The sequence below is a fragment of the Microbacterium oleivorans genome, assembly GCF_013389665.1.
Classification (GTDB): domain Bacteria; phylum Actinomycetota; class Actinomycetes; order Actinomycetales; family Microbacteriaceae; genus Microbacterium; species Microbacterium oleivorans_C.
The window spans coordinates 2,005,855-2,018,657 of record NZ_CP058316.1 but is presented as its reverse complement, the minus strand read 5'-3'; the positions used below and the strand labels follow the sequence as shown (position 1 = coordinate 2,018,657).

The window sequence follows — 12,803 nt, the reverse complement described above, 5'->3', positions numbered from 1 at the left end:
CACGTCATCCGCTACTCTCGTGTCGAACCGGCCCGTGGGGGGTCGCGACGAGAGGCCTCCTATGCGACGCGATCGCTCGACCCGGGCACCCGGACGACGCCACCTGGCGCCGGCCGAGCGCCGAACCGCCCTTCTTGCGCTCATGCTCCTGACCTTCGTGACGGGTCTGGTCGATGCCGTCGGGTACCTCGCCCTCGACCGCGTCTTCGTCGGCAACATGACGGGGAACATCGTCATCCTGGGGATGGCCGTCGCCGGCGGCGACGACCTCCCGGTGCTCGGGCCGGCCATCGCGCTGGCCGCCTTCACCGTCGCGGCCTTCGCCGCCGGGCTGTTCCTGAAGTCCCGCCGCAAGGAGTGGGGCGGCGCGGTCTCGGGCCTGCTGACGGCGGGCGCGGTCGTCCTGGCGGGGCTGGGCGTCGCGCTCCTCTTCCCCGAGGCGCGCGACACCGAGGCCGTCGTCCTCACCGCCTCGACCCTCACCGCGGCGGCGATGGGCCTGCAGGCAGCGGTCGCGCGGAGCGTCGCGGTCGCCGACATGACCACCGTCGTGGTGACCTCGACCCTCACCTCCCTCGCGAGCGAGTCGCTCGTCGACGACGGCGTCCGCGGGGTGTGGAACCGGCGGCTCGGCGCCATCGTCGTCCTGTTCCTCGGCGCGCTCGTCGGCACCCTGCTGCTGCCGTTCGGGCCGGGTGTTCCGCTCCTCCTGTCGGCCGCCCTCACCGTCGCCGTCGTCGTGCTCGGCCACGCCCGGCTGTTCACCCCCGCTCGACGCGAGCCGGTGGTCGTGTGAGCGTGCTGCAGCCGGGCGTCGGCGACCTCCCCGGTGACCACTACCTGCCGGCCCGACCGGACACCGTGCTGTGGGGACGCCTGCCGTGCGCAGCCGACGCGCCCGTGCTGACCATCGCCTCCGGCGCGAGCGTGACGATCGACACCGTCAGCCACGAGGGCATCCTCGAGGATCAGGGCAAGGACCCGCGCGCCTTCTTCGGCAGCCACGGGGTCGGCGCGGACGACGTGCTCGAGGATGCGGTCGCGATCGCCGCGCAGCTGTCGCGCGACCCCGCCGCCGACGGGCCCCACGTGGTCACCGGGCCGATCCACGTGGAGGGCGCACTCCCCGGCGACCTCCTGAAGATCACCGTCGAGAAACTCGTGCCCCGCGTGCCGTACGGCGTCATCTCGAACCGGCACGGGAAGGGCGCGCTGGTGGGCGTCCTCCCGCGCAGCGGCACGACGGTGAGCGTCTTCACGCCGGTCGAGCAGCGGGCGTCGGGTGAGGTGGGCACCCTTCCGCTCACCGACGACGGGGACCGGGTCGTCGAGTTCCCGCTGCGGCCCTTCCTCGGCACGATTGGGGTGGCCGTCGCGGGGGACGAGCGTCCGCATTCGGTCCCGCCGGGCGCGCACGGGGGCAACCTCGACATCAACCTTCTCGTCGAGGGCACGAGCCTCTACCTGCCGGTCCAGGCACCCGGCGCCCTCGCATACGTCGGTGACCCCCACTTCGCCCAGGGCGACGGCGAGGTGGCTCTCACCGCCCTCGAGGCGTCGCTCCGGGCGACACTCCGATTCGACGTCATCCCGCGCTCGGAGGCTCTGAGCGAGTTCGGCGAGCTGGCTGGCCCGCTCGTCCGCACCGAGGAGTTCCTGGTGCCGACCGGCCTCGACATCGACCTCGCCGAGGCGATGCGCAGATGCGTGCGTGCGGCGATCGACCTGATCGCCGCACGCTGGGGCATGGACGAGCACCTCGCCTACGCCTACCTCAGCGCGGCGACCGACTTCGACATCTCACAGGTGGTCGACATCGTGTGCGGCGTCCACGCCCGCATCCGCGAGTCCGACTTCGACCGGGTGCCTCAGCGCGGCTACGGCGCGATCCAGGCCGTCGCCTCCCCCGGCAGCATCCCCTCCGACACCGGCCGCGTCGACAACGCCACCTCGCCCACCGGCAGCGCGTAGGACGCGTCGCCGAACGTCGTGACGACCTGCCATCCGTTCGGGCGCGCGAAGTGCAGGACGTCGTCGCGCCCGGTGTCGATCCACCGCAGCCCCTCAGCGGCCTGGAAGAGGTGACGCAGGCGCAGCGCCTCGCGATACAGGTTGAGGGTGGAGCGCGGGTCGGTGTCCTCCACCTCCACGGCATTCTCCGAGAAGCACGCCGGCTGCGGCAGGTGCGCGCCTGCCGGACCGAAGCCGAACGAGTCCCCGCCCGCGGTCCAGGGCAGCGGTACGCGGCATCCGTCACGGCCCACCTCGGCGCCCTCGGTTCGGAAGAAGGTCGGGTCCTGACGCTCGGATGCCGCGATGTCGGCCACCTCGTGCAGGCCGAGCTCTTCGCCCTGGTAGACGTACGTCGAGCCGGGCAGCCCCAGGATGAACATCGTGGCGGCGGTCGCGCGGCGCAGCCCGCGGTCGCGGTCGAGCCCCGCCTCGTCGCCGCCGTCGACGAGCCACTGCCCGCCGTGACGCGTCGGCAGGGCGGTGTCGGCCGTGGGCACCCGCAGTCCGTAGCGCGTGGCGTGACGGACGACGTCGTGGTTCGAGAGCACCCAGGTGCTCGACGAGCCCGACTGCGTCGCGAGAGCGAGGTTGTCGGCGATGATGCGGCGGAAGGCCGCAGCGGCGAAGTCGGCCTCCAGCAGGTCGAAGTTGAACGCCTGCCCGAGGCTCTCGGGGCGCGCGTACAGGTGGATGCGCGACGGATCCACCCACGCCTCGGCCACGGCCGTGCGCGGCGGATCGTACGAGTCGAACACCGCACGCCACTCGGCGTACACCTCGTGCACGTCGTCGCGGTCGACCAGCGGGTGGTTGCCATCCCGCGGGATCCGCTCGAGCTCGGCGCGGGAGGGCAGCGGCTCGGACAGGTCCTTCGTCAGCATGTGGGCGACGTCGATGCGGAAGCCGTCGACCCCGCGGTCCGACCAGAACCGCAGCGTCTCGACGAAGTCGGCGTGCACATCGGGGTGATCCCAGTTGAGGTCGGGCTGCTCCCGCGCGAAGTTGTGCAGGTACCACTGGCCGTCGGCGACCCGTTCCCAGGCCGACCCGCCGAACAGCGACCGCCAGTCGGTGGGCGGCTCGGCACCGTCCGGACCCGATCCCTCGCGGAAGATGTAGCGCTCCCGCGCGGCCGAACCGCGCCCGGCCTCGAGCGCCTCCCGGAACCAGACGTGCTGGTCGGAGGTGTGGTTCGGCACGATGTCGACGACGACCTTGATGCCGTTCGCGTGCAGCGCCGCGAGCATGGCGTCGAAGTCCTCGAGCGTGCCCAGCCGCGGGTCGACGTCGCGGTAGTCGGCCACGTCGTACCCGCCGTCGGCGAGCTCCGAGGGATAGAACGGGCTCAGCCACACGGCATCCACCCCCAGCTCGGCGAGGTAGTCGACGCGAGCGGTGATGCCGGGCAGGTCGCCCAGGCCGTCGCCGTTCGCATCCGCGAAGCTGCGGGGATAGATCTGATACACCACGCCTTGCCGCCACCACGGGGCGGTCTGTTCACCGGGGCCGGCGTCGTGGACGAGGTCGAGCGGGGAGGTCACAGGGTTGTTCCTTTCGGTCGTTCGGTCGTGGTGCTTCTCGGGGACGGCGGGTGGCGGCGGGTGGCGGCGGGTCAGCCCTTGACGGCCCCCTGGGTGACACCTTCCATCACCCAGCGCTGAGTGAACAAGTAGGCGAGGATCGCGGGCGCCATGGCCATGAGATAGGACGCGAACGAGACGTTGTAGTTGTTGCTGAACTGGGTCTGGAACAGGTTCTGCCGAACCGGGAGCGTCTGCATGGCCGGGTCGGAGATGATCAGCGACGGCAGCATGAAGTCGTTCCAGGCGTAGAGGAAGGCGAAGATGCCCACCGTCGCGCTCATCGGCGCGAGGAGCGGGAAGATCAGCCGCCAGAACGTCTGCCACGTCGACGCGCCGTCGATGCGGGCGCTCTCCTCGAGCTCGATCGGGATCGAGCGCAGGAACGCGGTGAACAGCAGCACGCTGAAGCTCAGCTGGAACATCGTCGCCAGCAGCACGACGCCGACCGGGTTGTCGAGCCCGAGACGTCCGGTGAGCTGGATCTGGGGCAGCGCCACGACGGGGAACGGGATGAACATCGCCGCGAGCAGGTAGAAGAACGAGTACCGGAACAGCCGCCGGTCCCAGTTGCGCACGATCGCGTACGACGCGAAGGCGGCGAGGATGATCGTCGCGATCACCGTTCCGGCGGTCACGAAGAATGAGATCCCCGCCCCCACCGGGAACCGCGTGAGGTTCCATGCTTGGACGAACCCGTCGATGCTGAAGGGCGCCGGCAGCGAGAAGGCGTTGCCGTCGACGGCCTGCGCGGTCGTCTTGAACGCCATCGAGACGGTGACGTAGAGCGGCAGCAGCACCGTGACGGCGCAGAGCACGAGGATGACCGTGCCCGACCAGCTGACGCGTTCGGTCATTCCTCGGCGCCGGGGGCGCGGCGCCGAGCGGCGCGCGTCGACGGTGACGGCGTCCGCCTGCTCGAAGGCGAGCGCGGGCTGAGAGGTGGACATCAGAACGAGTTCCTTCCGCGCGTGAGCGAGAGCTGGAGGAGCGAGATGAGCACGGCGACGACGAAGAAGACGGTCGCGTTGGCCATCTGGTACGCGTAGTCGCCGCCGTTGAAGCCCGCGATGATCGTCATCGCGACGCTGCGGGTCGCCGTTCCCGGGCCCCCGTTGGTGAGCCCGACGATGATGTCGTAGGCGTTGAGGAAGCCCTTGAACCCGAGGATGACGTTGATCACGACGTATCCCGCGACGAGAGGGACGGTGATGCGCAGCAACTGCTGCGTCTTCGTCGCACCGTCGAGGTCGGCCGCCTCGTAGACGTCGCCCGGCACCGAGAGGAGTCCGGCGATGTAGATCAGCAGCGTTCCCGGGATGGCCTGCCACGCGGTCACGATCACGATCGCGATCCACGCGAGGTCGGGGTTGGCGAGCAGGCTGGTCTGCAGCCACGGCAGCCCCAGCGCCGTGCCCGCCTCGGGCAGCGAGTTCGAGAAGAGGAAGTTGAAGACGTAGGCGATGATGATGCCCGAGATCACCATGGGGATGACGAAGATCGTACGCAGCCCGGTCTTGAAGCGGATGCGCGAGGTCAGCCCCACCGCGAGCAGGAAGGCGATCACGTTCACGACGACGACCGTCGCGATCGCGAACCCCGCGGTGAACAGGTAGCTCTGCAGGATCGCCGGGTCACTGAACAGCGCGATGTAGTTCGTCAGCCCGATGAAGCGCCATTCTCCGATGCCGATCGAGTCGGTCAGGCTGAAGAAGATGCCGATGAGACCCGGCACCGTGATCGCGAGCGTGAACAGCACGAGGCTCGGCAGCAGGAAGAGGTAGTAGATCGGCTCGACGCGGCGTGAGCTGCGACGCGCGCGCCGGTCGCCCCCGGTGACGATGGTCGTCGTCGGACTGGTCGTCGCGGCAGTGCTCGTCGTGGTCATCGCGCGGCCTCCGCCTCGGTCGTCAGCGCGGGCTGGCGGAAGGCCAGTCGCGCCCAATCGGTGTCCATCGTCCGGAGCACGGATGCCGGGCTGTCGCCGAAGACCATCGCCTGGGCGTAGGCCATGACCGGGATGGTCTTGGGGACGAGCACCGACGGGCCCTGATAGATGCGCCCGGTGTCGTAGAACTCCTGCATGCCCGCGATCCGCGGGTCCTCCGGCGGTGCCGCATCGTTCGTGGGGGCGAAGCCGAGCTGCGAGGCGTTGTAGGCCTCGATGATCTCGGGCTGGAAGAGGTACTCGAGGAAGTCGCGCGCGGCATCCTGGTGCGCCGACCCCTCGGGGATCATCGCGGCGAGGTCCATGTTCACGCGCACGGCACGGTCGTCGGGGTCTTCGGTCATCGGCAGCGGGAACGTGCCCAGGGGCAGATCGGGCGCGGTCTTGGCGATCTCGCTGAAGGCCCACGGGCCCTGCAGGTACATCGCGGCCTCGCCGTTCGCGAACGCGAGGTTGCCGTCGCCGTAGCCGCGACTGGCGGCGTCGGGGTTCACGTACGTCGTGGTCAGCTCGAGCATGCGGTCGGCGGGCTCGGCGAAGTCCTTCTCGAAGGACGTGTCCGAGTCGGGGCCGACCTCGGCGCCCTCGGAAGCGAGCCGGTCGAAGAACTCGAGCACGTCGACCGAGCCGCCCACGGCGTAGTCGTACCAGCCCTGTGCGATCGTCCAGTCGTCCTTGAAGGTGCCGTAGAAGGGCGTGACCCCCGCGGCCTGGAGCGCGTCGCAGACGGCGATGAGCTCGCTCCATGTCTCGGGAACCTCGAGCCCGAGCTCGTCGAAGACGGCCGTGTTGTAGATGACCGACGAGGCCATCACCGAGTAGGGCAGCGCACTGGTGCGACCGTCGCAGGTGCCGTACTGGTCCATCAGGGGCTCGAGGTCCGCGCGCGTGCTGGCGGCGGCCGCCGTATCGGAGAGGTCGATCAGGGCGCAGCGCTGCACGAATCGGGCGACCTCGTAGTTGTAGTTGGCGAGCATGATGTCGGGCGGGTTGCCCCGGACGAAGCTCGCCGAGACGACATCCACTCCCGACGTGTCCATCTCGACGCGAACGCGGTTCTGCGAGGCGTTGTAGTCACTCACGGTGTCCTGCATGAAGGTGAGCGCCTCGCGTTTGCTGAACGTGAAGCGGATGGTCTCGCGGCCGTCGGCCGAGCACCCCACCAGCAGCGCACCGGCGAGTGCGGCCACTGCCGTCGCCGCGACCACCCGCCTCGCCCGTCTCGTCTTCTCCGACACCTGCGTCCTCCGATCGCCTCATCGCGCTGGAAACACCACCGAGTAAATTTACTCGCCAAATCAACTGATGAACGGCAGTATGGCAGGGCCGGACGAGAAAGGTCAACACTCGATGTCGACGACGACGATGGCGGCGGCCCCGCCGCGCCCCGCAAGCCACGACGCGGTCCTCGCGTTCGCCTGGCACGCCGGGGAGTTCACCGCCACCGACGCCATCGAGGCGACGGGCCTCACCCGGTCGACCACGATCGACGCGATGGACGCGCTCGTCGACCTCGGGCTGCTGCAGGAGCTGCCCAATGCCCGCCTCGCGGGCGATTACCGCAAGGGCCGCCCGGCGCGACGTTTCGCGCTGCGCGACGACGCCGCCGTGCTCGTCGGAGTGGACGCCGGCCACGTCCACGTCACCGCCACGGTGACCGATCTGCGATCGCGCGCCCTCGCGACGCGACGCGCGACACTCGAGCTCGACGGCGACGACGCCGCCGGCCGCGCGGTCCGCATCACGACCGTGATCGACGAGGCGCTGGCCGAGGCCGGCGTCGCCCGCGGGCAGGTGCTCGCCGTCTGCGTCGGGGTGCCGGCGCCCGTCGACGCCGCCGGTCGATCGCCGCGGCATCCGACGGGTTTCTGGGAACGGATGAACCCCGGGCTCGTCGACGCGCTCGCCTGGGCGCCGATCGTGCGCATCGACAACGACGCGTCCCTCGCGGCCGTCGCCGAAGGGTCGGTGGGCGCCGCCGCGGGATGCCGCGACTACATCGCGCTCCTCGCCGGCACCCGGCTCGGGGCCGGCGTGGTCGTGGACGGCCACCTGCTGCGCGGGCGGCACGGGGGTGTCGGCGAGATGGTGGCGTTCGACCACGTCGAGGGCGTGGGCAATGCCGAGGGGCTGGGCGTGCGTGCGGCCGAGTGGGCGGCCGAGGCCGCGACCGGCGGAGGGCTCGCGCCGCAGAGTGCGCTGGCGTCCGTCGCGCCCGCCGACCTCGACGCGCGCACGGTGCTGGAGCTCGCGGCGGGCGGCGACCCCGATGCCCTGCGCATCGCCGAGCGCGTCGGACTCACCCTCGCGCGCATCGTGAGCGTCCTCGGCAGCATGTTCGACCCGCAGCGGGTGGTCGTCTCCGGCGGGATCTCGGCCGGGATCGAGGAGGTGGTGGCCGCTGCGCGACGCTTCCTGCCGACCGACCTCGACCTGCCGGCCCCCGAGCTGGTGGCCTCGGACCTCGGCGCCGACGTGGTGGTCGTCGGCGCGGTCGCCGGGGCGGCCGAGGCAGCGCGAAACGCGGTGCTGGACGTCTGGGCGGGGCGGTCAGCGAGCGCGGCGGCGAATCCGGATCGGCCCCTTCGCCGTTGACGGATCGACGACCGCCCCGCGCTGGGTGATCTCGACCTCGCCGTCGGCCACGAGCCGCCGAGCCGCGCGGCGAGCGGGCTCCATGAGGTCGCGCCACTCGTCGCCGCCGACCTTGCGCGCCGCCTCCGACGGGCAGATCGTCGCTCCCGCGGCGCGCGCTCCCAGCAGGTCGAGGATCGTCTCGCTCAGCTGCGCATCGACACGACGGATGCCGCGGCGGCGGCAGGCGTCGGAGCAGTAGCGCACCTCGTCCCAGTTCTTCGCCCACTTGGCGCGCCACTGCATCTCGCGCCCGCACGATGCGCAGGTCTTCGGCAGCGGGGTCGCAGCGGCGGCGGCTCGGGACATACGTCCAGTCTGCGCGCGTTCGCGGGAGCCCGGCGGGCTGTTGACAGACGCTCCGGCGGTGGGATCAGGCGAGCAGGCGGGTCTCGCAGCGTGACTCGGTGACGCCGTCGCCGTCGCGCTTGACCGCCCAGACGGCACCGTCCGGCGCCTCGGTCAGCATCTCCACCGGTTCGCCATCCACATAGAGCACCGCGGCGCCCTCGTCGAGACCGAACCCGTTCGGCAGAGTCCCGTCGGCAACGGCCCGCTGCAGCGCCGGGCGCCGGTCGGGCTGCGAGTCGTAATGCACGCCCACGGAACGATCGACGAAGCCCAGCGCGTCGTCGATCACGGCGACGGGACCGAAGGTCGTGGTCGGGCCTCCGACGTGCCAGCAGATCGCGCCGGCCGACGTGCCCGCCAGTACGGTTCCCTGGTCGGCCGCCGCGGCGAGCACCTCGGGCAGCCCGTGGACGCGCCACACGGCGAGCAGATTGGCGACGCTGCCGCCGGCGACCCAGACGAGGTCGCTCGCCAGCACCGCCTCCCGGAGGTCGGGCTGATTGCGCCCGAAGAGTCGGATGTGCACGGCATCGACACCCAGCTGCTGCGCCGCCGCGAGCTCGCGCCCTTCGTCGACGCGCTGGTCCCCCGCCGCGGTGTTGATGAACGCCACGCGCGGCCGCCGCCCCGTCACCCCGGTCAGATCGAGCGCGTAGCGCTGCAGCGGACTGAACTCGACGTCGCCCCACTGCGCCGGGCTCCACCCGCCGCACGTGGCGAGGATCGTACGTGACCTGGTCATGACGGCACCACCTCCGGTGCGTTCCAGGCTCGCACACGCACGCCATCGAGGTCGTCAGCCGCGCACGTCGTTCACGAGCGGGATGACCTGCTCGGCGAAGCGCTCGAGCTCGTCGAGCGCCGGCGAGAACTGCAGCAGCAGCGTGTCGACGCCGACATCCTGGAACTGCCGGATGCGGTCGGCGACCTGCTGCGGCGTGCCGATGAGCTCGGGGCGCAGGCCGCGATTCGACACCGAGTACTCGCGCAGGCTGATCTCGACGTCGAGCTGCGACTTGGTCACGAAGTCCTGGTACGACTCGTAGGCCGCGCCCGAGCGCACGTCGGTGATGCGGGCGAGCTCGGCCTGCGCCTCCTCCTCGGTGTCGCGGACGATGGCGAACGCCGCCATGCCGAAGTGCCGGAAGGCGGGCTTGCCGGCGCGCTCGCGGCGCGCCCGCATGTCGGCGACCTTCGTGCGGAGCTCGTCGACGGTGCCGCCGTGGGTCACATAGGCGTCGGCAAACCCCGCGATCGCGGCGCGGCCCGCCTCGCTCTCGCCGCCCGCGTAGATGAGCGGCTGGGTGGAGGGCTTCGGCTCGAGATGGGTGCCCTCGAGCGAGAAGTGGCGACCCTCGTGACTGAACGGGGTCTCCGACCACAGCCCGCGCAGCACATCGACGTACTCGGTCGTCAGCGCATAACGGTCGTCGTGGTCGGCGAACGAGATGCCGTACTGGCGCGCCTCCTCGGCCCACCACGCCGACACGACGTTGAGGGTGAAGCGGCCCTGCGCGATCTCCTGGATCGTCGTCGCCTGCTTCGCGGCGAGCGCGACGGGGTGGTAGCTCGGGCGTAGCGCGGCCATGATCTCGATCCGCGAGGTCACCGCTGCGGTCGCGGTCGCGATCGCCCAGGCATCGAGGGCCGGGCCCGTGTGGCCCTTGATGTCGTTCAGATTGAGCTCGGGCACGAGCGTGACGTCGAAGCCCCCGTCCTCCGCGGCGAGGGCGATGCGGGCGATGTGCTCGAACGTCGCGGGCGTCTGCTCGTCGGCGACGTTGCGCAGCCAGCCGCCGTAGGTCGGCGTCCAGTATCCGAATCTCATGCGTGCAGCCTTTCCCAGGGAGCGTCCGTCGATCCCGTCGATCCTCACACGCCCGGTACCGGTGTAGCCTCCCGACGGCCGAAGCGCGTCACGGTCCGTCATGCGGCCCGCGACCCCGCTCCGTCGGTTTAGCCTGGCGGGATGTCGAGTTCGCCCCAGGTGTACGTCATCCACGAGAACCCGGAGTGGTGGGCGCCCTTCGCCGCCGCTTTCGAATCCGCGGGCGTTCCTGCCGAGCAATGGTTGCTCACGGGCGGCTCGATCGACCTGTCGGCGGAGCCGCCGCAGGGCGTCTTCTGGTCGCGGCTGTCGGCCTCGGCCCACACCCGCGACCACGCCGAGTCGAAGGAGTACGGCCGCGCCGTGCTCCGCTGGCTCGAGTCATGGGGCCGAACCGTGATCGGCGGCAGTCACGTGCTGGAGTTCGAGGTCAGCAAGGTCGCGCAGCACGCGGCGCTCCGCGCGAGCGGAATCGAGGTGCCGCGTACGAGCGCGGTGTTCGGCACCGCCGACCTGACGCGACGCGCGCGCGAGTTCACGGCACCCTTCATCAGCAAGCACAACCAGGGCGGCAAGGGGCTCGGGGTTCGCCGGTGGGATTCCCACGACGAGTTCGACGCCTGGGTCGACGGGCCCGAGTTCGAGGCATCCCCCGACGGCATCACGCTCATCCAGGAGTTCCTGTTCGCGCGCGAGCCCTTCGTCACGCGTGCGGAGTACGTCGCGGGCGAGTTCGTCTACGCGGTGCGGGTCGACACGAGCGCGGGCAGCTTCGAGCTCTGCCCCGCCGACGCGTGCGTCGTGGAGCCCGGTGTCGTGGGCGGCGTCGAGCCGGCGTTCCCGCCGTTCGCCCTGCGCGACGAGGTCACGGCCGAGCACCCGCTCGTGGCTCAGCACCGCGAGTTCCTGCACGCCGCCGGCATCCGCATCGCCGGGATCGAGTTCGTCGAGACGGTCGACGGGCGCCTCGTGACCTACGACCTCAACACGAACACGAACTACAACCCCGATGTCGAGGCCGCGGCCCCCGCATCCGGTCCGGGTGAGATCGCCCGCTTCCTCGGCGGCCTGCTCCGTGCCGAGGCGGGCGTGCTCGCCGGCTGAGGCGCGCGAGAGGTTCGAGGCAAGGCACCGTCAGCGGGTCCTGGCCGCAGGTGGTCGAAGGCCTGCAGCCACCGCGGCCGGTCGCGGCTCCACGCCCTCGCCCGGATTCTGCTTCCGCTCAGAACGCCGGGCCTAGCCGGGAGTGGGGCGTGAGTTCGTACTCTGTGGTGACCCAATTGGATCCGGCGTGAAGACCCACCTGGTGGACGACCGCCTGATGGAGGTCCCGAGGGGTCGGACCGCGACCGTCCCCGATGAGACTCGGGATCTGGCGAAGTCGCAGCACATCGACGAGCCCTGCGTTGAAAAGCGCGTCCGTGAGTTGCAGGCTGCCCCACACCAATACGTTCCCGTCCACATCGGTCCGCAGCCTGGTGAGAGCGGCGACCGGGTCTCCAGGCTGGACGGTCGCTTCGCGATGCGGACCCCACGGTGCGACGTCGATCGTGTTGCTCACGACATGCTTGGGAAGAGAGTTGATCGGCGCTGCAACGGGTTCGTCCGCCGGGTCGACCGCCGGCCAGTACTCAACGAACATCTCGTAGGTTTTCCGCCCGAGGACAATCGCGCCGGTGTGCTCCAGGAGTCGGATCTGGTCGGAATCGGTGCTGTCGATCGGCGCAGCGTTCATGAACTTCATCCCGCCTTCCGCGTCCTGCACGAATCCGTCGGCGGTGATGATCTGCTCCACGATGATGCGTCCCATGGGGAGACCATAAGCGCGCAACTCGACGAGATGATAGGTGCTCACACAGAACGCTCGGACCTGCGCGGCGTTCGGTTTGCAGTCGCGGCGGCGGAAGCGGCTATCTTCCTGACGCCAACGACGAACCGGGTGCGTTGCGTGATCGCTTGCCGACGCGAATTGCGTGCTGATACTCGGCGACGGTTCGCAGGCGTGGGGCGAAGAGGAGTGCGACGAGGTACGCGATCACCAGCAGCCCTCCGGTGAACAGACCCAAGATGACGGCGATGCTGCGGACCCAGTCGACGCGAAGATCGGTTCGCGTGGCGATACCGAGGCAGAGTCCGGAGATCTGCTTGCCTTCCTCGATGCGACACAGCAGGGGGGCCTTGCGATGGGAGACACCGTTCTGCATGTCCAGTGGGCCGAATTCGTCGAGGATGCCGGCTACTGCGGCTTCGTCGATCTCATCGCCTCCGCTGAGGACGGCGTAGAGGCGGTCGCCGATTGCGGTCTCGATGTCGCGAACCGTCTCGTCCCCGTCGGCGTCGGCGGACGTCGACTCTCTCACGCCTGCGAGGTAGTCGAGGATCAGCTGCTTGGCTTCCGAAGTGATCGAGAACGCGCCAGCGTGGCCGGCAAGAGAAAGGTCGGTCATGG

Annotated in this window: 13 protein-coding genes; 4 read left to right on the top strand and 9 right to left on the bottom strand. The window is 70.3% G+C overall.

Going from position 1 to position 12,803, the window contains the following annotated elements; translation table 11 throughout:
* Nucleotides 1-61: 61 nt before the first annotated feature.
* Both HW566_RS09590 and HW566_RS09585 read left to right on the top strand, forming a co-directional pair.
* Complete coding sequence (locus HW566_RS09590; protein ID WP_178012393.1) at nucleotides 62-796, top strand: YoaK family protein; 735 nt, start codon at nucleotides 62-64, stop codon at nucleotides 794-796.
* Nucleotides 793-1,971: an acetamidase/formamidase family protein gene (locus HW566_RS09585; RefSeq protein ID WP_178012391.1), complete on the top strand. Its 1,179-nt coding sequence runs from the start codon at nucleotides 793-795 to the stop codon at nucleotides 1,969-1,971. Before HW566_RS09590 ends, HW566_RS09585 begins: the two co-directional genes overlap by 4 nt.
* Here the strand turns inward: HW566_RS09585 and HW566_RS09580 are convergent.
* From HW566_RS09580 to HW566_RS09565, 4 genes are all read right to left on the bottom strand, one after another.
* Nucleotides 1,878-3,554, bottom strand: coding sequence for a glycoside hydrolase family 13 protein (locus HW566_RS09580; RefSeq protein ID WP_178012389.1), 1,677 nt, complete (start codon nucleotides 3,552-3,554; stop codon nucleotides 1,878-1,880). The two genes, HW566_RS09585 and HW566_RS09580, sit on opposite strands and share 94 nt — an antisense overlap.
* Before the next feature lie 71 nt (nucleotides 3,555-3,625).
* On the bottom strand, nucleotides 3,626-4,543 hold the full coding sequence (locus tag HW566_RS09575) for a carbohydrate ABC transporter permease (RefSeq protein WP_372955772.1): 918 nt from the start codon (nucleotides 4,541-4,543) through the stop codon (nucleotides 3,626-3,628).
* Nucleotides 4,543-5,481, bottom strand: a complete 939-nt coding sequence (locus tag HW566_RS09570) for a carbohydrate ABC transporter permease (protein ID WP_178012387.1) — start codon at nucleotides 5,479-5,481, stop codon at nucleotides 4,543-4,545. The genes HW566_RS09575 and HW566_RS09570 overlap by 1 nt, the downstream gene beginning before the upstream one ends.
* Nucleotides 5,478-6,779: an ABC transporter substrate-binding protein gene (locus HW566_RS09565; RefSeq protein ID WP_178012385.1), complete on the bottom strand. Its 1,302-nt coding sequence runs from the start codon at nucleotides 6,777-6,779 to the stop codon at nucleotides 5,478-5,480. The genes HW566_RS09570 and HW566_RS09565 overlap by 4 nt, the downstream gene beginning before the upstream one ends.
* A gap of 112 nt (nucleotides 6,780-6,891) precedes the next feature.
* Between HW566_RS09565 and HW566_RS09560 the strand changes: the two genes are divergently transcribed.
* Nucleotides 6,892-8,136 (top strand): ROK family protein, encoded by a 1,245-nt coding sequence (locus HW566_RS09560; RefSeq protein WP_178012383.1) that lies wholly within the window; start codon nucleotides 6,892-6,894, stop codon nucleotides 8,134-8,136.
* Here the strand turns inward: HW566_RS09560 and HW566_RS09555 are convergent.
* The 3 genes from HW566_RS09555 to HW566_RS09545 form a co-directional block, all read right to left on the bottom strand.
* Entirely contained in the window at nucleotides 8,092-8,484 is a 393-nt protein-coding gene (locus tag HW566_RS09555) for a DUF2256 and DUF3253 domain-containing protein (RefSeq protein ID WP_178012381.1), read from the bottom strand. The two genes, HW566_RS09560 and HW566_RS09555, sit on opposite strands and share 45 nt — an antisense overlap.
* A gap of 64 nt (nucleotides 8,485-8,548) precedes the next feature.
* Nucleotides 8,549-9,268: a peptidase E gene (locus HW566_RS09550; protein WP_178012379.1), complete on the bottom strand. Its 720-nt coding sequence runs from the start codon at nucleotides 9,266-9,268 to the stop codon at nucleotides 8,549-8,551.
* Between the two features lie 54 nt (nucleotides 9,269-9,322).
* Nucleotides 9,323-10,354, bottom strand: a complete 1,032-nt coding sequence (locus HW566_RS09545; protein ID WP_178012377.1) for an LLM class flavin-dependent oxidoreductase — start codon at nucleotides 10,352-10,354, stop codon at nucleotides 9,323-9,325.
* A 141-nt stretch (nucleotides 10,355-10,495) separates the two neighbouring features.
* Between HW566_RS09545 and HW566_RS09540 the strand changes: the two genes are divergently transcribed.
* Complete coding sequence (locus tag HW566_RS09540) at nucleotides 10,496-11,458, top strand: ATP-grasp domain-containing protein (RefSeq protein WP_178012376.1); 963 nt, start codon at nucleotides 10,496-10,498, stop codon at nucleotides 11,456-11,458.
* A gap of 118 nt (nucleotides 11,459-11,576) precedes the next feature.
* Here HW566_RS09540 and HW566_RS09535 read toward each other — a convergent pair whose 3' ends face one another.
* Together HW566_RS09535 and HW566_RS09530 are read right to left on the bottom strand one after the other, a co-directional pair.
* Nucleotides 11,577-12,164 carry a dihydrofolate reductase family protein gene (locus tag HW566_RS09535; RefSeq protein ID WP_178012374.1) on the bottom strand — a complete coding sequence of 196 codons (588 nt, stop codon included), beginning with the start codon at nucleotides 12,162-12,164 and terminating at the stop codon, nucleotides 11,577-11,579.
* A 100-nt stretch (nucleotides 12,165-12,264) separates the two neighbouring features.
* The gene (locus HW566_RS09530; RefSeq protein WP_178012373.1) at nucleotides 12,265-12,801 is read right to left on the bottom strand and encodes a PspC domain-containing protein; all 537 of its coding nucleotides are present in this window, start codon (nucleotides 12,799-12,801) and stop codon (nucleotides 12,265-12,267) included.
* Between the last annotated feature and the right edge of the window lie 2 nt (nucleotides 12,802-12,803).